The organism is Streptomyces longisporus, from assembly GCF_039532765.1.
In the GTDB taxonomy this organism is placed as follows: Bacteria; Actinomycetota; Actinomycetes; order Streptomycetales; family Streptomycetaceae; genus Streptomyces; species Streptomyces longisporus.
Map to the genome: position 1 here is coordinate 165,602 of NZ_BAAASG010000011.1, position 19,240 is coordinate 184,841.

Sequence of the window (19,240 nt, forward strand, 5' to 3'; positions counted from 1 at the left end):
TGACGTCCGCGGCTCGCGCGATGCGCGGTGCCGCCGTCCGGGGCGCGGGCGCCGCACGGGAGCTCTCTGTGTCCTGTCTCGCCGGTTCCGTACACCTATTGCATACGGCCTGGCGAAAGTCTTCTGTGTCGGTGCGCTGCCCGACCCAGGTGGCTCCCGAGTACGAGGGCGGCGCTTCGACGTCCGTCCTTCGCGGGACCTTCCTTACGCCGACGCCTTCGCGGCGGCAGCGGAATCGGCCGTGGGTAGGGCCGTCGCTGCCTCGCGGTCGGGCGCGAGCGGGTCGGTCACCGTGCCGGTCTCTTCATCGAACAGCCCCTGCGCCAGCCTGGTCACCGCTGCGGGGACCGGCGGCGCCAGGTCGGCCACGGCGCGGAGACCGGACAGGACGTCGTCGGGTCGTACGGCAGGCGTCACGTGCCGAACAACCAGCCGCAGTATCGCACAGGGCTGGTCGGTCGGCCTATCAGCCGGATCACTATGCGTTTCAAGTTGTACGACCGCGGGGCGTGCGTCGAAAGTCCGGACGCCGTTCTTGGTCATGCGCTGGACCTCTACGGCCTCGGCGGTGTTGAAGGCCGAAACGGCCCGCTCCGCCTCGGCCGGGTCGACGCCGTCCAGCCGCAGCTCCCACACGGAAGCCGTGAGCCGGTCGGCGAGTCCGGAGGTCCGGGCCTCGACCGCGTCGACGACGTCGAGCCCGGCGGGCAGCGACTCGTCGAGCAGCAGCCTCAGCTTCTGAGGGTCCCGCGCCTCGGTGAGGGCGATCTCCAGATACTCGGCCTCACTGCCCGTGCCGGTGGGTGCGGCATTGGCGTACGACACCTTCGGATGCGGCGTGAACCCCGCCGAGTACGCCATGGGCACCTCGGCGCGGCGCAGCGCACGCTCGAAGGCGCGCTGGAAGTCACGGTGGCTGGTGAACCGGAGGCGGCCGCGCTTGGTGTAGCGCAGTCGGATGCGCTGCACCGCGGGTGCGGGCGGCGGGCCTTCGGGCTGTCGCTTGCCCAGTGTCGTTCAGTCCTTCGTGAGAGCGGTCGTACTGCTACCAAGAGTACGTGTCTCGCGGGCCGTAGGTTCCCGCCGGGCCACGGCCTCCTTCCGCTCGGGCTCCCCGAAGAGCATCCGCCGGAAGTCGGCGCGCGCCTGCCGTGCGGACTCCCGGGCGGAGGCGAGCGCCAGCCGGGTGGCCCGCCCCACACTGCGCGCCGCCTCGGCGACGGGCCGCAGCACGGCATCCCGTACGACATGTCCGACAGGGGTGAGCACGGTCCGGTAGACCCAGCGCACGGGCTCCACGAAGATCCACCGGAAGAGGGTTGCCAGAGCCCGCCCCACGGCGAGCGAGATCCGCCCGGCCACCCGCCAGGCATGCCCGATCGCCTGCCCCACCTCGCGCCCGACGACGGCCAGGAACCGCCCGACGGGCACCAGCACCCATCGCCACAGAGCGAGCGCGGGCAGCACGAACAGCACCCGACCCACCCAGTACAGCCCGATCCCGACCCCGGTGGCGACCATGCCCGCGAGCCATGCCACCGCCCGGCCGACCGGCGCGAGCACGCGCGCGTACACCCATACCGCGGGGACGACGACGAGACACCGCACCAGCCACGCGACACCGGCGAACACACCGGTCCCGAGCAGGGCGAGCACCGCCCCGATCCCCCTGAGCACCCACATCACGCCCTGCCCGACAGGCGTGAGCACGCGCGTGTACACCCACACCAGGGCCTGTCCGAGCGGGGTCAGCACAGAGCGGTGGAACCACTTCAGCGACACCACGAGGAACACGTTCCCGAGCCACCCGAGGGCCCTGCCCAGCGGCACGAGGACATACCGCCACAGCCCCACGAAGGGCCACACGAACACCGCCCGCGCCATCCACAGCAGCGCACGGCCCACCGGCCGGAACACGGTGTCGTTCAGAAACCGTCCGGTGACGACGAGCGCATCCCACACCATCCGCACCGGCAACACCAGCACGAGCACGACGATCCGCACGGGAAGCCGGATCGCCACGACGAGGCACCCTTCGGGCGACTGCCGCGCGGGCTGCTGTGCGGGGTGTGCGGCGGGCGGCTTCTGCAGATCCATACCCACACAGACGCCGGGGCCGCCCGTCCGGATCCCTCGTCAGAACACCGATGAGTTCCGGAGCCCCGCGCGGTCCACCCCTGCACCAGCGAAAGTCACGCGCGAGCTCTGTGAGGGGACCATGACCAACCAAGCCCTGCCACCCGTCGTCGACGCCGCAACATGGGAGCAAAGGCTCGCAACACTGCGGGCCCGGGAGAAGGCCGCGACGCGGGAACTCGACGCCATCGCCGCCGAGCGCCGCCGGCTGCCGATGGTCGAGCTGCCCGACTACACCCTCGACGGCGAGGACGGCCCCGTCCGGCTGGCGGACGTCTTCGACGGCAGGAGGCAACTGATCGTCTACAACCACATGTGGTCCGCGGGCCAGGAATGGCAGTGCCCGGGCTGCACGGGATTCACCTCGCAGTACACCCGCCTTGAGTTCCTGGACAACTACGACGCGCGATTCGTCGTCGTCACCCAGGGGCCGATCGAGGAGGCACTCGCCTACAAGCGGCGCGTCGGCAACCGTATGACCTGGTACTCGACCGCCAACAGCCCCTTCGGGTCCGACGTCGGTGCACCGCCCGGCGGCGGGTTCGCGGTCAACGTCTTCCTGCGCGACGGCGACACCGTCTACCGCACCTGGCACACCGACGGCCGCGGCACCGAGCAGATCAGTCACAGCTTCGCGCTGATCGATCTCCTCCCGTACGGCCGCCAGGAGGAATGGCAGGACTCACCCGAGGGCTGGCCCCAGTCCCCCACCTACAGCCGGTGGGCGACGTCCAAGGACATCGCCGCGCTCTACGGCCCGGGCTCCGGCGACAGCTGATCCCCGGTGCCGGCCCACGCCCGGATCGCCTCCGCATGCTCACGGATCAGGGACATACGGGCCTGCCATTCCGCTCCGCTGCGATGGTCGGGGTGGGCGGTGATCTGGCCGCCGTGCTTGCGGTAGGCGAGTCCGGTCTCGCCGATGAACCATCCGTCCGCCAGGGCGTCCAGACCGAGCAGCAGCCCGGTGTCGCCCGAGGCCGGCAGGGCCATCCAGCCGCCCAGCAGCGCCAGCAGGGAGCGCCTGACGCACAGGGTGGCGGGGTGGACCTGCGGCCGATGGTGCTCGGCCCAGAAACCGAACGCGCTTCCCCGGGGGAGCCGGCCCGGTCGCGGGTCACTCGATTCGAACGAGACGGTGCTGCCGTCCTCGAGGAGATCGACGACCCGCGACGTGGTCCAACCGACCGAGGCGTCCTCCTCCAGCACGGCGAGGTCCCGGGCGAGAGTGCCGGCGGTGAGCTGGTCGTCGGCGTCCAGCGTCTTCACATAGGCACCGGTCGAGCGCGCGAAAGCCATGGTCCGAGCCACATGAGGCCCGCCGGCGCGAGAGGCCGAGATCCGGATCCGCGGATCGTCGGCCGGCAGACACGCCTGTGCGCCCACGTCGCTGCCGTCCTCCTGCACGCACCACTCCCAGGACCATCCGCCGGGAAGATCCTGGCGGAGCAGGGAGGCGTAGGCCTCGGGAAGGAAACGGACAGCGCCGCCGTGCACCGGCGTGACGACGGAGACGACCCTGTTCACGTCAGTGCGTGTGACCACTCGAAGCGGGCGCGGGACCTGCGTTCTTGACCGTCAGCGGCAGCAGCTTCTTGCCCGTCGGGCCGATCTGGATGTGCGTGTCCATCTGCGGGCACACCCCGCAGTCGAAGCACGGCGTCCACCGGCAGTCCTCGACCTCCGTCTCGTCGAGGGCGTCCTGCCAGTCCTCCCAGAGCCAGTCCTTGTCGAGACCCGAGTCCAGGTGGTCCCAGGGCAGGACCTCCTCGTACGTCTTCTCGCGTGTCGTGTACCAGTCGACGTCCACGCCGAAAGCGGGCAGCACCTTGTCGGCGCAGCTCATCCAGCGGTCGTAGGAAAAGTGCTCGCGCCAGCCGTCGAAGCGGCCGCCGTCCTCGTAGACGGCGCGGATGACGGCGCCGATGCGGCGGTCGCCGCGGGAGAGGAGGCCTTCCACGATGCCGGGCTTGCCGTCGTGGTAGCGGAAGCCGATCGAGCGGCCGTACTTCTTGTCGCCGCGGATCTTGTCCCGGAGCTTTTCGAGGCGGGCGTCCGTCTCCTCCGCCGAGAGCTGCGGGGCCCACTGGAAGGGGGTGTGGGGCTTGGGGACGAAGCCGCCGATCGAGACCGTGCAGCGGATGTCGTTGGAGCCGGAGACCTCCCGGCCCTTCGCGATCACCTTGGTCGCCATGTCGGCGATCTGCAGGACGTCCTCGTCCGTCTCCGTCGGCAGACCGCACATGAAGTACAGCTTCACCTGGCGCCAGCCGTTGCCGTAGGCGGTGGCGACCGTCCTGATCAGGTCCTCTTCCGAGACCATCTTGTTGATGACCTTGCGCATGCGCTCCGAGCCGCCCTCGGGGGCGAAGGTGAGGCCGGAGCGGCGGCCGTTGCGCGTCAGCTCGTTCGCCAGGTCGACGTTGAAGGCGTCCACCCGGGTCGACGGGAGCGACAGGCCGATCTTGTCCTCCTCGTACCGGTCCGCGAGGCCCTTGGCGATGTCGCCGATCTCGCTGTGGTCCGCGGAGGACAGGGAGAGCAGGCCGACCTCCTCGAAGCCGGTCGCCTTCAGGCCCTTCTCCACCATGTCGCCGATGCCCGTGATGGAGCGCTCGCGGACCGGGCGCGTGATCATGCCGGCCTGGCAGAAGCGGCAGCCGCGCGTGCAGCCTCGGAAGATCTCCACCGACATCCGCTCGTGGACCGTCTCGGCGAGCGGGACCAGGGGCTGCTTGGGGTAGGGCCACTCGTCGAGGTCCATGACCGTGTGCTTGGAGACGCGCCACGGGACGCCCGACTTGTTCGGTACGACACGGGCGATACGGCCGTCGGGGAGGTACTCCACGTCGTAGAACGCGGGGATGTAGACCGAGCCCGTCTTCGCGAGACGGAACAGGACCTCCTCGCGGCCGCCGGGGCGGCCCTCCGCCTTCCAGTCGCGGATGATCTTCGTCATGTCCAGTACGGCCTGCTCGCCGTCGCCGATGATCGCCGCGTCGATGAAGTCCGCGATCGGCTCGGGGTTGAAGGCGGCGTGGCCGCCGGCCAGGACGATCGGGTCGTCGAGCGTGCGGTCCTTGGACTCCAGGGGGATCCCGGCGAGGTCCAGTGCCGTCAGCATGTTGGTGTAGCCCAGCTCCGTGGAGAAGCTCAGCCCGAACACGTCGAAGGCCTTCACCGGGCGGTGGCTGTCCACCGTGAACTGCGGGACCGCGTGCTCCCGCATCAGGGCCTCCAGGTCCGGCCACACGCTGTAGGTGCGCTCGGCGAGGACGCCCTCCTGCTCGTTCAGGACCTCATAGAGGATCATGACGCCCTGGTTGGGCAGGCCGACCTCGTAGGCGTCCGGGTACATGAGCGCCCAGCGGACGTCACAGGACTCCCACGGCTTGACCGTGGAGTTGAGCTCTCCGCCGACGTACTGGATCGGCTTCTGCACATGCGGGAGCAGAGCTTCGAGCTGCGGGAACACAGACTCGGCGGCCGCAGCGACTTCGGCAGACATCTCGCGAACCTTCGTGGGATGGGCTGATGGGACCACCTGAACTGACAGGGGTGACCATCTAGCCTAACGCGACCATGCACCCGCCCCGACCGCTCAGACCTGCATCCCGTCCCTGACCTCCTGCCACACCGCCGGCAACTGCAGTTCCACGGCCGTGGCCCGCGCCTCCTCGCGCCCGTAGAGCACTCCGTACGTGAACGAGCTCTCCCCCGCCGCATGGGCCACGGCGGACAGCTCGCGCAGGGTCTGGCGGGTCATGAAGCTGTCCTGGTGGTCGCCGAGCAGGTTCTGCAGGGACTTCATCGACCGGGAAAGCTCGGTTGCCGGGCTGCCGAGGGCCGGTGCGGCCGCCTCCGCCGCGTACCGCGTCCGCTTGGCCTCCTTGCGGGCCTCGTGCAGGGCGAGGTCGCGGTCGTGGCCGGGTTCCAGGGCGATGGCCTGCTCGACCAGGCCGGACAGCTTTCCGAAGTCCTTCCGTACCGCCTTGGCGATCACCTTCTCCGGCTTCCCGGCGGCCGCCTTCAGCAGCGGCGGCTCCGCGACCAGCGCGTCCAGGCTGTCGAGCAGCTTCAGATAGCGCCGGGAGTCCAGGACGCCGGTCAGACGGCGGCGCGATCCGCCGCGGCGGGCGTTCATCCAGGTGCGCAGCCGGGTGCGGATCGGGCCGGAGAGCAGCGTCCTGGGCAGTTCGTCCAGGGCCGCCGCGAGGCGCTCGGTCAGCACCTCCCGGTCCCGGTCCACGCCGAGCTCGCCGGCCAGCCACTTCAGTTCCCCGCCGATGGGGTCGGTGACGCTGCGGTCCAGGACCTTGCCGTACGAGCGGAAGGCGCTGCGCATCCGACGGGTCGCGACGCGCATGCGGTGCACGGAGTCGAAAGCGTCCTGCCGTACGGCGGGGTCGAGTTCGACGATGGCGTCCCGCTGCTCACGGACGTAGGCGAGGACATGGTCGCCGGCCGTCACCGGCGGTGTCGCCTGCTGCCGCTTCGTCCCGCGCTTCTTCTTCGGAGCGGTCTCCGCAAGGGCCCGGGCCAGCTTGGAGGCCGACGCGGAGGGTCGTACGCCTGCCTTGCGCAGCCGCTTGTCGACCTTGTCGAGGAAGGCGGGGTCGCCGCCGTCGGCGAGCTCCACCTCCAGCTCCGTCCACTGGGCCGAGCCGCCGTCGCCGGTGAGCCGTTCGGCACGTACGGCGTCCACGCTGACCTCGGCGAGCACCCGGCCCCCGGCGTCGACCAGGTCACGGAGGTCACGGTCGGAGCGCAGCCGGACCACGGGCAGCAGCTCGGCGTCACGCACCCGCGAGCGGACCAGTCCGGCGAGGCTGCGCGGGACGGTGTCGGAGAGCGGGGCCTGGATCTCGTCGCGGACGCCGGGGGCGACCGGGAACTTCAGATGCCAGCCCGCGTCGGAGCCGCCGGTGCGGCGGCGCAGGGTGATCGCGGACGCGGCGAGGCGTTCGTCGGAGGTGTCGTAGTAGGTGGCGTCCAGGTGCGCGACCCCCTTGTCGACGACCGCGTCGACACCGGCGACGCCGGTCAGGTCGGGCAGGCCACTGTCGTCGGACTCGTACTTCCGCTCGATCTCCCGCTTTGTGTCCGCCATGAACCGAATCTAGTTGCTGCGGAACTGCTACGACAGAGGGGCGCCCCCGCCGAAGGCCTACGCCGACATGGGTCGCTGCACCCTGATCGACTGCAGCAGCCCCACCGCCATCCACACCGCGAACATCGATGAGCCGCCGTACGACACAAAGGGCAGCGGCAGGCCCGTGACCGGCATGATGCCGAGGGTCATGCCGATGTTCTCGAAGGTCTGGAAGGCGAACCAGGCGACGATCCCGGCGGCGACGATCGTGCCGTACAGCTCGGTCGAGTCACGGGCGATGCGGCAGGCGCGCCACAGCACCACGCCGAGGAGGAAGATGATCAGCCCCGCGCCGACGAAGCCCAGCTCCTCCCCCGCGACCGTGAAGACGAAGTCGGTCTGCTGCTCGGGCACGAACTGGCCGGTGGTCTGCGAACCGTGGAAGAGACCCGCGCCGGTCAGACCGCCCGAACCGATCGCGATGCGCGCCTGGTTGGTGTTGTAGCCGACTCCCGCCGGGTCGAGGCTGGGGTTGGCGAAGGCCGCGAACCGGTTGATCTGGTACTCGTCCAGGATGTGCAGCTGCCAGATGGCGATGCAGCCGATGACGCCGGCCGTGATCAGGCCGAAGACCCAGCGGTTGGAGGCGCCGGAGGCGAGCAGCACGCCCAGGATGATGGTCACCAGGACCAGGACCGTGCCGAGGTCGGGCATGAGCAGCACGATCAGGATCGGTACGGTGGCCAGGCCGAGCGCCTGGAGGACCGTGCGGTGGTCGGGGTACTTCTTGTCGCCCGCGTCGACCCGCGCCGCCAGCAGCATCGCCATCCCGAGGATGATCGTGATCTTCACGAACTCGGCGGGCTGCAGGGAGAAGCCGCCGCCGAAGACGATCCAGTTGCGGCTGCCGTTGATGGTGGCGCCGAGCGGGGTGAGCACCAGCAGGATCAGGAACACCGAGGCGCCGTACAGGATCGGGACGGCGGTGCGCAGGGTGCGGTGGCCGAGCCAGATCGTGCCGGCCATCAGGGCGAACCCGATGCCGGTGTTCATGATGTGCCGGATCAGGAAGTAGTACTGGTCGCCCTGGTTGATCTCGGTGCGGTTGCGGGTCGCCGAGTAGACGAGCAGCGAGCCGATCGCCGAGAGCGCGAGGGCCGCCAGCAGCATCGGCCAGTCGAGCCGGCGGGACACCGAGTCACGGGCGAAGATCCGGGTCCAGCCCGCGCGCCGCGGGCCGTATCCGGGGACGGAGAAGCTGCCTGCACCGGTCATGTGAGCATCCTCCGGCTTCCCCGCCTGCGCGGCCGCCTGCGGGTGGTCCGGTTGGTGGACGTGGGCGAGGGCGTGGTCGCGGCGGGCTGACCGGCGCCCGGGGACGGGCTGGCGTTGTCGTTGGCGTGGAGTTCCTTGGCCGGGTCCTTGGGAACCTTCGGCGAGGCGATCGTGCCGTCTGTCTTGACCTTGGGCAGGCCCTTCTGCGGGCTGGGCAGCAGTGCCTTCTTGCTGTCGATCGAGCCGTCCGGCTGGACGCCGTAGAGGGCGCTGTAGATGCTGCGGACGGCCTCACCGGAGGCGCCGGAACCGGTACCGGCCTGGGCGATCGTCATGACCACCGAGTAGTCCTTGGAGTACGTGGCGAGCCATGAGGTGGTCTGCTTGCCGTAGACCTCCGCGGTACCGGTCTTGGCGTGCAGGGTGATCTTGTCCTGCGGCCAGCCCTTGAACTTCCAGGCGGCGGTACCGGCGGTGATGACGCCCGCGAGGGCCTTGTCGATGCCCTTGTGCGTGGCCTCGCTGATCGGAAGCTTGCGCAGGACCCGGGGCTTGATCTCCTTGACCGTCCTGCCGTCGGCGCTGATGATCGCCTTGCCGATGGTCGGGACGTGCTCGGTGCCGCCGTTGGCGAGGGCCCCGTAGATCATGGCCTCCTGGATCGGGGTGAGGAGGGTGTCACCCTGGCCGATGGAGTAGTTGATCGAGTCGCCCTCGCGCATCTTGTAGCCCTCGAGGCAGCCCTCGTACTCGATCCTCTGGACGTAGGTGCCGCCCTTCTTGCCGCTCTTGCACCAGGCGTCCTTGTTGGCCTTCCAGTAGTCCTCCTTCCACTGGCGGTCGGGGACCCGGCCGGTGACCTCGTTCGGGAGGTCGATGCCGGTCTGCTTGCCGAGGCCGAACTGGTGGGCCGCCTTGTAGAAGTAGTCCTTGGGCTGGCCCTTCTTCGGGTTGATCCCGCCGTCCTTCTTCCACTCGCGGTCGGCGAGGCCGTAGAAGACGGTGTCGCAGGAGACCTCCAGGGCCCGGCCCAGCGAGATGGGGCCGAAGCTCTCGCCCTCGAAGTTCTTGAAGACCTGGCCGCCCACCGAGTAGGAGCTGGTGCACGGGTAGCCGCCGTCCCACGCGTAGCCGGCCTCGACCGCGGCGGCCGTGGAGACCACCTTGAAGGTCGAACCCGGCGCGGACTGACCCTGTATGGCCCGATTGAGCAGCGGGTAGTCGGAGTCCTTGCCGGTGAGCTGCTTGTAGTCCTTGGCGGAGATGCCGCCGACCCACACGTTCGGGTCGTACGTCGGAGCGGACGCCATGGCGACGATGCGGCCGGTCTTGGCCTCCATCACGACGACGGCACCCGAGTCGGCCTTGTACTTCTCGCCCGTGACCTTGTCGTACTGGGTGCGGGCGATCTTCATGGCGTTGTCCAGCTCGTACTCGGCGACCCGCTGCACGCGGGAGTCGATGCTGGTGACGAGGCTCGAACCGGCCTGGGCGGGATCGGACTTGGCCTTGCCGATGACCCGGCCGAGGTTGTCGACCTCGTAGCGGGTGACCCCGGCCTTGCCGCGCAGTTCCTTGTCGTACTGGCGCTCGAGGCCGGAGCGGCCGACCTGGTCGGAGCGGAGATACGGCGAGTTGGTGTCCTTGGCCTTCTGGATCTCCTCGTCGGTGACGGGCGAGAGATAGCCGAGGACCTGCGCGGTGTTGGACTTGCCGGGGCCGGGGTAGCGGCGCAGCGCCTCGGGTTCGGCGGTGATGCCGGGGAAGTCCTCGGAGCGCTCGCGGATCTGCATGGCCTGTCGGGGCGTGGCCTCGTCGGTGATGGGGATCGGCTGGAAGGGCGAGCCGTTCCAGCACGGCTGGGGCGTCTTGGCGTCGCACAGCCGGACCCGCTGCATGACCTCCTTGGGCTTCATGCCCAGGACCCCGGCCAGCTTGGTGAGGACCGCCTTGCCGTCGTCCTTCATCTTGAGCAGGTCGGTGCGGGAGGCGGAGACCACGAGGCGGGTCTCGTTGTCGGCGAGCGCCACACCGCGGGCGTCCAGGATCGAGCCGCGTACGGCGGGGTCGACGACCTGCTGGACGTGGTTGCCGGACGCCTCCTTCTGGTACTGGCTGCCCTCGCGGATCTGCAGGTACCACAGCCGGCCGCCGAGGGTGCCGAGCAGGGAGAGGACCAGGATCTGGATGACGACGAGCCGGATCTGGACCCTTGGGGTCCGTCCGGTCTCGGGAATATTGGTCACTGCGGCTGCCTCCCCCTCTCAGTGTGTGTGCGTGTCATATACGACGGAGCTGTGAATGGTGCCCGCCGCCAACTCCCGCCCCTTCACAGCCGCTTGACCCCCTTGATGCGGCCCACGCGGGTGGTGCGGGTGCGGGCCCTGGTCTTCAGGGCACCGAGGCCTCCGCGCTGGCCGCCGAGCTTGAGGCCCGTCCCGTTGGAGATCCAGCCGGAGGTGATGTCGGTGGCCTTCTTCGACGGGGAGGCGGCCTCGGCGAGCGGGTCGTTGTCCGCGCGCCGGGCCAGGGCCATGATCCCTGGCACCACGAAGGGGGCGAGCAGCAGGTCGTACAGGGCCGCCGAGAAGAGCAGGCTGACGAGGCCGACATGGCGGGCCGCGGTGTCGCCGACGAGCGCGCCGACACCGGCGTACAGCAGCGTCGAGCCGATGGCGGCGGCGACCACGACGAGCATGGGGCCGGTGGCCGACTTCAGCCGCCCGTTCTCCGGTCTGGCCAGCCCGGCGAGGTAGCCGATGACGCACAGCACCAGGGCGTAGCGGCCGGCGGCGTGGTCGGCGGGCGGGGCGAGGTCGGCGAGCAGGCCCGCGCCGAAGCCGACGAGGGCGCCGCCGACATGGCCGTAGACCAGGGCCAGGCCCACCACGGTCAGCAGCAGCAAGTCGGGGACGGCGCCCGGCAGATGGAGCCGGGCGAGGACGCTCACCTGGACCACCAGGGCTACGACGACCAGGGCCGAGGAGAGCAGGATCCGGTTGACGCGCATGGGGATTCAGCTCCTACTGCTACGGGGTCTGGCCGGGCGACGCGGTCGCGGATGCGGGCGCGGAGTCGGTCGCGGTCGCGGACGGGGTGACCGTGACGGTGACCGTCGGTGTGGGCGTCGGCTGCGGCTTGTCGGGGAGCACCGTGTCGCGCGGGTCCTTCTTCGGGGTCTCCACGACGACGCCGACGATGTCGAGCTTGGAGAAGCTGACGAACGGCGTGACATAGAGGGTGCGGGTCAGGTTCCCGCCGGACGGGTCGACGCGGGAGACCACACCGACCGGGACGCCCGGCACGAAGGGCTTGTCGGCCTCGGAGCCGAAGGTGACCAGGCGGTCGCCCTTCTTCACGTCCGCCTTGGAGTTGAGCAGTTCCACCCGCAGCGGGCGGTCGCCCTGCCCGGTGGCGAAACCGAGCTCGTCGCTGCCCTCCATGCGGGTGCCGACGGTGAAGTCCGGGTCGTTGGCGAGCAGGACGGTGGAGGCGTCGGGGCCGACGTTGGTGACCCGTCCGACCAGGCCGTCGCCGTTCAGCACCGTCATGTCCCGCTTGATGCCGTCGTTGGCGCCGACGTCGATGGTGATCGTCCAGGAGAAGCCCTGGGCCGCTCCTATGGCGATGACCTGGGCGCCCTTGATGCCGTACTGGCCCTCGGCGGAGACCTTCAGCATCTTGTCGAGCTGCGCCAGGCGGCTGCGGTTGCGGTCGTCGCTGCCGAGTTTCGCCTTGAGGGTGGCGTTCTCCGTCTCCAGACGGGCGAGCCGGTCGTGCCGGGTGCCCGAGTCACGGACCGCTGAGACGGCGTTGCCGACCGGGTCGACCGCCGAGGACACGCCGTCCTCGATCGGGCCGAACACGGTGGCCGCGACCTGGCGGGCACCGTCGACCGGTGAGTCCTCCCCGCCGCGGATGTCCACCGTGATCAGCGCGAACGCGATGGCGATCAGCAGCACCAGGAGCAGCCGGCTCTCTCGTGTGTCCCTCACGTGCGGCGGCCGTGCCTTCCTCATAGGAATGTGCAGAGGTTCAGGTGTTCAGTTCAGCTGGGCAGTTCCAGTCGGGCAGAGGCTTATGGGCGAGCTTATGCCTCTATATCAACTGCCTCTATATCAACGATCCGCCGTACGAGAGGAGATCGTCCCGTACGGCGGAATCGAAGAGTTGCCGTCATCTGCGCGGCTGGGCGTCCAGCACCTGCTGGAGCGCCTCGAACTCCTCGACGCACTTGCCCGAGCCGAGCGCGACGCTGTCCAGCGGGTCCTCGGCGATGTGGATCGGCATCCCGGTCTCCCGGCGCAGCCGCTCGTCGAGGCCGCGCAGCAGCGCCCCGCCGCCGGTCAGCACGATCCCCCGGTCCATGATGTCGCCGGACAGCTCCGGCGGGCACTTGTCGAGGGTCGTCTTGACGGCGTCCACGATGGCGTTGACCGGCTCCTCGATCGCCTTGCGCACCTCGGCGGCGGAGATGACGACGGTCTTGGGCAGTCCGGAGACGAGGTCCCGGCCGCGGATCTCGGTGTGCTGGTCGTCGTCGAGGTCGTACGCCGAACCGATCGTGATCTTGATCTGCTCGGCCGTCCGCTCACCGAGAAGGAGCGAGTACTCCTTCTTGATGTGCTGGATGATCGCGTTGTCCAGTTCGTCGCCCGCGACGCGGATGGACTGGGCGGTGACGATGCCGCCGAGCGAGATGACCGCGACCTCGGTGGTGCCGCCGCCGATGTCCACCACCATGTTGCCCGTGGCCTCGTGGACCGGGAGGCCGGAGCCGATGGCCGCCGCCATGGGCTCCTCGATGATGTGCACCTGACGAGCACCGGCCTGCGAGGACGCCTCGATCACGGCGCGGCGCTCGACGCCCGTGATACCGGAGGGCACACAGACGACGACACGCGGCCGCGCGAGATACCGCCGCTTGTGGATCTTCAGGATGAAGTAGCGGAGCATCCGCTCAGTGATCTCGAAGTCGGCGATGACGCCGTCCTTCAGCGGTCGCACGGCAACGATGTTGCCAGGGGTCCGACCGATCATCTTCTTCGCCTCGGCGCCGACCGCGAGGATGCCACCGGTGTTGGTGTTGATCGCGACGACGGAAGGTTCGTTGAGTACGATCCCGCGTCCCCTGACGTACACCAGCGTGTTGGCGGTCCCGAGGTCGACAGCCATGTCACGGCCGATGAACGACATTGAGTTCCCCATCAGGATTCGTCTGGCCTTCCTGGGAGCTTTTGAGGGCTTTTCAGGTCGGCGAAGTGGGTGCTGTGACGTGAAGGCTTCCATCGTAGACGCGCCTGCACGAACACTGCGCGAGGGTCTTCGCCATTGTCAGCAGATGAAGCGTCGCCTCGCTTGTGGAGACGGCCCATCGGGGGCACTCGTTCCCCCGATCGGCACGCATATGCCAGAGGACGGCCCGAAACCCTCGGCCGCCCCAGGTCAGACGGGCGAGCGACCTGACGGTCACTCAAAAATTCATAGGTTTGTCGCTCAACCGCGGCCGGGGAAAAAGATCTTCACCTCGCGCTCGGCGGACTCCTCGGAGTCGGAGGCATGGATCAGGTTCTCGCGGACGATCACGCCGTAGTCGCCGCGGATGGAGCCGGGTGCGGCGGCGATCGGGTCGGTCGGGCCGGCCAGCGCGCGCAGCCCCTCGATGACCCGCTCGCCCTCGACGATCAGCGCGACGACCGGACCGGAGGCCATGAACTCCACCAGCGGCTCGTAGAAGGGCTTGCCCTTGTGCTCGCCGTAGTGCTGCTGCAGGGTCTCCTGGTCCAGGGTGCGCAGCTCCAGCGCGGTGATCTGCCAGCCGGCCTTGCGCTCGATACGGCTGATGATCTCGCCGGTCAGGCCACGACGGACCGCGTCGGGCTTGAGCAGGACGAGGGTGCGCTGGGTCACTGCGGGCTCCTATGGAAGATCAAGGATGGTGCGGGGGTGTTCGAAGATTACAGGGCGTGTCCGGGCCCCTGTTACACAGCGTCAGGTGTGGAGGAGCCCGCCGAGCCCGTCTCTGCGGCGGCGAACCGCGCCTTCGCCTCGTCGATCTTCCTTCCGTAGTGCACCGAGGCCCACCACAGGGTCGCGAAGACCGCGCCCAGGAAGAACATCGTCGTGACTACGAAGCCGGAGGCGACGAGGGCGGCCTGCAGGGCCCAGCCGAGGGCGATGCCGCCCGGACGCGTCACGACACCGCACAGCACCACGCACAGGAACATCGCGATGCCGCTGACCGTCCACACCGTCGACGTGGCGAGGCCGGGGTCCTTCATGGCGACGAGTCCGGCGAAGCCGATCACGAAGAACTCGCCGATCAGGGTCGAGGCACAGAGCGTACGCACGAGTGGTCAGCCCCTTCCCAGCAGCAGCCGGGCCTCGCCGACGGTGATGACGGAGCCGGTCACCAGCACGCCCCCGCCGGCGAACTCGCCCTCCTCCTCGGCCAGCGTGATCGCGGCCTCCAGGGCGTCCGGCAGCCTTGGTTCGACCTGGACGCGCTCGTCGCCGAACACCTCCACGGCGATCGCGGCGAGCTCGTCGGCGTCCATCGCGCGGTGGCTGGAGTTCTGCGTGACGACGACCTCGGCGAAGATCGGCTCGAAGGCCTCCAGCACTCCTCGCACGTTCTTGTCGCCGCTCGCGCCGACCACACCGATCAGCCGGCTGAAGTCGAAGGCCTCGCCGATCGCCTCGGCGGTGGCTCGGGCGCCGGCCGGATTGTGGGCGGCGTCCAGGACGACGGTGGGCGAGCGCCGTACGACTTCGAGCCGCCCGGGCGAGGAGACGGCCGCGAAAGCCTTGCGGACGGTGTCGATGTCGAGCGGCTCGGGCCGCTGCGAACCGACCCCGAAGAACGCCTCCACGGCGGCGAGCGCGACGGCGGCGTTGTGCGCCTGGTACGGGCCGTGGAGCGGGAGGTACACCTCGTCGTACTCGCCGCCGAGGCCGCGCAGGGTGAGCAGCTGTCCGCCGACCGCGACCTGACGTGACACGACCCCGAACTCCAGGCCCTCGCGGGCCACCGTGGCGTCGACGTCGACGGCCTTCTTGAGCAGCACCTGGGCCGCGTCCACCGGCTGTTGGGCCAGGATGACCGTCGCGTCCTGCTTGACGATGCCGGCCTTCTCGGTGGCGATGGCGCCGGGCGTCTCACCGAGGCGGTCGGTGTGGTCGAGGTCGATGGGGGTGACGACAGCGACGTCCCCGTCGATGACGTTGGTGGCGTCCCAGGAGCCGCCCATCCCCACTTCCACCACGGCCACATCGACGGGCGCGTCCGCGAAGGCCGCGTACGCCATGCCCGTCAGCACCTCGAAGAAGGACAGCCGGTACTCCTGCTGTGCGTCGACCATCTCGACGTACGGCTTGATGTCCTCGTACGTCTCGACGAACCGCTCGGCGGAGATGGGAGCGCCGTCCAGGCTGATGCGCTCGGTGATCGACTGGACGTGCGGGGAGGTGTACCGGCCGGTGCGCAGTTCGAAGGCGCCGAGGAGGGCCTCGATCATGCGGGCGGTGGAGGTCTTGCCGTTGGTGCCGGTGATGTGGATCGAGGGGTACGAGCGCTGCGGCTCGCCCAGGACGTCCATCAGCGCGGCGATACGGCTGACCGAGGGCTCGAGCTTGGTCTCGCCCCAGCGGGTGGCGAGCTCCGCCTCGACCTCGCGCAGGGCCTTGTCGACCTCGGGGTCTTCCGGCCGCGCGGGCACATCGGCCTGCGGCGGGCCGCCCTGCGTGCGCAGGGTGCGGCTGCCGGCCTCGATGATCGCGAGGTCGGGGTCGCGGTCGGTCTCGGCGGCGACGATGTCGTCGAAGGGGTCGCTTTCACTCACGGGGTCAGTCTACGGAGGCCGACTGACAGTGCGCCCAGGGAGTGGGGTGGCCGGGTCCTGTCCGGCGAGTGCGGGTGCGTTGTGGCTGGTCGCTCCCCCACTCTCGGCTTCGCTCGAGCGGGGGGACCCCCATCGCGGCGGAGCCGCACATCGATACAGCCCCGCGCTCCTCAAGGCACGCGAAGGCCCCCGGCGCCTGTCAGCACCGGGGGCCTTCGGCCACGCATGACGACTCACGCCTCCGGCAGCCGGTCCAGCTGGGCCTGGATCCGCGTGATGTCCTCCTCCGCCTTCGCCAGGCGCCCGCGGATCTTGTCCACCACGTTGTCCGGCGCCTTCGCCAGGAACGCCTCGTTGCCGAGCTTGGCGGTGGCCTGGGCCTTCTCCTTCTCGGCGGCCGCGAGGTCCTTCGCGAGGCGCTTGCGCTCCGCCGCCACGTCGATCGTGCCGGACAGGTCGAGAGCGACCTCGGCGCCGCCGACCGGCAGGGTCGCCGTGGCCGTGAAGGAGTCCCCCTCCGGCTGCAGACGCAGCAGCTGGCGGATGGCCGCCTCGTGCGGAGCCAGCGCCGTGCCGTCCAGGGTCAGCCGGGCCGGAACCCGCTGACCCGGCTGCAGACCCTGGTCGGCGCGGAAGCGGCGGACCTCGGTGATGACGGACTGCAGGGTCTCGATCTCCCGCTCCGCCGCCTTGTCGCGGAAGCCACTGTCGCTCGGCCACTCGGCGATGACGACCGACTCGCCGCCGGTGAGGGTGGTCCAGAGGGTCTCCGTGACGAACGGGACGACCGGGTGGAGGAGCTTGAGGGTGACGTCGAGGACCTCACCGAGGACCCGCTTGCTGACCTCGGCCGGCTCACCGCCCGCCTGGAACGTCGTCTTGGACAGCTCGACGTACCAGTCGAAGACCTCGTCCCACGCGAAGTGGAACAGCGCGTCCGAGAGCTTCGCGAACTGGAAGTCCTCGTAGAACGCGTCGACTTCGGCGACGACGGAGTTGAGGCGGGAGAGGATCCAGCGGTCGGTCGCGGACATCTTCGAGGCGTCCGGCAGCGGGCCCTCGACCGTCGCGCCGTTCATCAGCGCGAAGCGGGTGGCGTTCCAGATCTTGTTGGCGAAGTTGCGGGAGCCCTGGACCCAGTCCTCGCCGATCGGGACGTCCACGCCCGGGTTGGCGCCGCGGGCAAGGGTGAACCGGAGGGCGTCGCTGCCGTACTTGTCCATCCAGTCCAGCGGGTTGACCGCATTCCCGAAGGACTTCGACATCTTCTTGCCGAACTGGTCGCGGACCATGCCGTGCAGGGCGATGGTGTGGAACGGCGGGGTGCCGTCCATCGCGTACAGGCCGAACATCATCATCCGGGCGACCCAGAAGAAGAGGATGTCGTAGCCGGTGACCAGGACGGAGTTCGGGTAGAACTTCGCGAGCGACTCGGTCTGCTCGGGCCAGCCGAGGGTGGAGAAGGGCCACAGGCCGGAGGAGAACCAGGTGTCGAGGACGTCGGTGTCCTGACGCCACCCTTCGCCGCTCGGCGGCTGCTCGTCCGGTCCGACGCAGACGACCTCGCCCTGCGGGCCGTACCAGACCGGAATGCGGTGACCCCACCACAACTGCCGTGAGATGCACCAGTCGTGGAGGTTGTCGACCCAGTCGAAGTACCGCTTCTCCATCTCCTGCGGATGGATCCTGACCTTGCCCTCGCGGACCGCGTCACCGGCCGCCTTGGCGAGCGGGCCGACCTTGACCCACCACTGCATGGACAGCCGCGGCTCGATGGTGGTCTTGCAGCGCGAGCAGTGGCCGACGGAGTGGACGTAGGGCCGCTTCTCGGCGACGATCCGGCCCTCGGCGCGCAGCGCGGCGACGATCGCCGAGCGGGCCTCGAAGCGGTCCAGGCCCTGGAAGGGGCCGTGGACGGTGATCACGGCGTGCTCGTCCATGACCGTGATGGCCGGGAGGTTGTGGCGCTGGCCGATCTCGAAGTCGTTCGGGTCGTGGGCCGGGGTGACCTTGACGGCTCCGGTGCCGAACTCCGGGTCGACGTGCTCGTCGGCGACGACCGGGATGGTGCGGTCGGTCAGCGGGAGCTTGATCTGCTTGCCGACGAGGTGCTTGTACCGCTCGTCGTCCGGATGCACCGCGACGGCCGTGTCACCGAGCATGGTCTCGGCGCGGGTGGTGGCGACGACCAGCGTCTCCTCCCCCTCGCCGTACTTGAGGGAGACCAGCTCGCCGTCGTCGTCCTGGTACTCGACCTCGATGTCGGAGATCGCGGTCAGACAGCGCGGGCACCAGTTGATGATGCGCTCGGCGCGGTAGATCAGCTCGTCGTCGTAGAGGCGCTTGAAGATGGTCTGGACGGCCTGGGAGAGCCCCTCGTCCATCGTGAACCGCTCACGCGACCAGGCGACGCCGTCACCGAGGCGCCGCATCTGCCCGCTGATCTGGCCACCGGACTCGGCCTTCCACTGCCAGACACGCTCGACGAAGGCCTCACGGCCGAGGTCGTGCCGGGACTTCCCCTCCTTGCCCAGCTCCCTCTCGACGACGTTCTGGGTGGCGATACCGGCGTGGTCCATGCCGGGCTGCCAGAGCGTCTCGAAGCCCTGCATGCGCTTACGACGTGTCAGCGCGTCGATGAGGGTGTGCTCGAAGGCGTGCCCGAGGTGCAGGCTGCCGGTGACGTTCGGGGGCGGGATGACGATGGTGTACGGCGGCTTGTCGCTCTTCTCGTCAGCCTCGAAGTAACCGCGCTCTACCCAGCGCTCGTACAGCGGCCCCTCTACATCGGCCGGCGCGTACTGGGTCGGCAGTTCGGTGTCGGGCGCTGGTGGCTGCTGCTGAGCGTTCTCGGTCACGGGGTCAGTTTAGGGGTGTCGCGGGCGTGTCCCGAAAC

15 protein-coding genes are annotated in these 19,240 nt (G+C 69.4%); 1 reads left to right on the plus strand and 14 read right to left on the minus strand.

Annotated elements, in window-relative coordinates:
• Positions 1-204: 204 nt before the first annotated feature.
• Positions 205-969: a TIGR03936 family radical SAM-associated protein gene (locus tag ABD355_RS23195; RefSeq protein ID WP_344402478.1), complete on the minus strand. Its 765-nt coding sequence runs from the start codon at positions 967-969 to the stop codon at positions 205-207.
• Positions 970-1,017: 48 nt separating this feature from the next.
• Complete coding sequence (locus ABD355_RS23200; RefSeq protein WP_344402479.1) at positions 1,018-2,097, minus strand: hypothetical protein; 1,080 nt, start codon at positions 2,095-2,097, stop codon at positions 1,018-1,020.
• 121 nt (positions 2,098-2,218) lie between these two features.
• On the opposite strand from ABD355_RS23200, the gene ABD355_RS23205 reads away from it, so the two are divergent.
• Positions 2,219-2,914, plus strand: coding sequence for a DUF899 domain-containing protein (locus ABD355_RS23205; protein ID WP_344402480.1), 696 nt, complete (start codon positions 2,219-2,221; stop codon positions 2,912-2,914).
• Here ABD355_RS23205 and ABD355_RS23210 read toward each other — a convergent pair.
• From ABD355_RS23210 to ABD355_RS23265, 12 genes are all read right to left on the minus strand, one after another.
• The gene (locus ABD355_RS23210; RefSeq protein WP_344402481.1) at positions 2,887-3,663 is read right to left on the minus strand and encodes a glycosyltransferase family 2 protein; all 777 of its coding nucleotides are present in this window, start codon (positions 3,661-3,663) and stop codon (positions 2,887-2,889) included. The two genes, ABD355_RS23205 and ABD355_RS23210, sit on opposite strands and share 28 nt — an antisense overlap.
• Before the next feature lies 1 nt (position 3,664).
• Entirely contained in the window at positions 3,665-5,644 is a 1,980-nt protein-coding gene (locus ABD355_RS23215) for a TIGR03960 family B12-binding radical SAM protein (protein WP_344402482.1), read from the minus strand.
• A gap of 93 nt (positions 5,645-5,737) precedes the next feature.
• A complete protein-coding gene (locus tag ABD355_RS23220; RefSeq protein WP_344402483.1) occupies positions 5,738-7,246 on the minus strand; it encodes a CYTH and CHAD domain-containing protein in 1,509 nt (502 codons plus the stop codon).
• A gap of 57 nt (positions 7,247-7,303) precedes the next feature.
• Entirely contained in the window at positions 7,304-8,503 is a 1,200-nt protein-coding gene (rodA, locus tag ABD355_RS23225; protein WP_344402484.1) for a rod shape-determining protein RodA, read from the minus strand.
• Positions 8,500-10,749, minus strand: coding sequence for a penicillin-binding protein 2 (mrdA, locus tag ABD355_RS23230; protein ID WP_344402485.1), 2,250 nt, complete (start codon positions 10,747-10,749; stop codon positions 8,500-8,502). Before mrdA ends, rodA begins: the two co-directional genes overlap by 4 nt.
• An 83-nt stretch (positions 10,750-10,832) precedes the next feature.
• Positions 10,833-11,513, minus strand: coding sequence for a rod shape-determining protein MreD (gene mreD, locus ABD355_RS23235; RefSeq protein ID WP_344402486.1), 681 nt, complete (start codon positions 11,511-11,513; stop codon positions 10,833-10,835).
• 19 nt (positions 11,514-11,532) lie between these two features.
• Positions 11,533-12,498, minus strand: coding sequence for a rod shape-determining protein MreC (mreC, locus tag ABD355_RS23240; RefSeq protein ID WP_344402487.1), 966 nt, complete (start codon positions 12,496-12,498; stop codon positions 11,533-11,535).
• A 181-nt stretch (positions 12,499-12,679) separates the two neighbouring features.
• Positions 12,680-13,699 (minus strand): rod shape-determining protein, encoded by a 1,020-nt coding sequence (locus tag ABD355_RS23245; protein WP_099928866.1) that lies wholly within the window; start codon positions 13,697-13,699, stop codon positions 12,680-12,682.
• Positions 13,700-13,999: 300 nt separating this feature from the next.
• A complete protein-coding gene (gene ndk, locus ABD355_RS23250) occupies positions 14,000-14,413 on the minus strand; it encodes a nucleoside-diphosphate kinase (protein ID WP_344402488.1) in 414 nt (137 codons plus the stop codon).
• A gap of 71 nt (positions 14,414-14,484) precedes the next feature.
• Entirely contained in the window at positions 14,485-14,853 is a 369-nt protein-coding gene (locus tag ABD355_RS23255) for a DUF4233 domain-containing protein (protein ID WP_344402489.1), read from the minus strand.
• 6 nt (positions 14,854-14,859) lie between these two features.
• Positions 14,860-16,344 (minus strand): bifunctional tetrahydrofolate synthase/dihydrofolate synthase, encoded by a 1,485-nt coding sequence (gene folC / locus ABD355_RS23260; protein WP_344402490.1) that lies wholly within the window; start codon positions 16,342-16,344, stop codon positions 14,860-14,862.
• Between the two features lie 233 nt (positions 16,345-16,577).
• Positions 16,578-19,202 carry a valine--tRNA ligase gene (locus ABD355_RS23265; RefSeq protein WP_344402491.1) on the minus strand — a complete coding sequence of 875 codons (2,625 nt, stop codon included), beginning with the start codon at positions 19,200-19,202 and terminating at the stop codon, positions 16,578-16,580.
• Between the last annotated feature and the right edge of the window lie 38 nt (positions 19,203-19,240).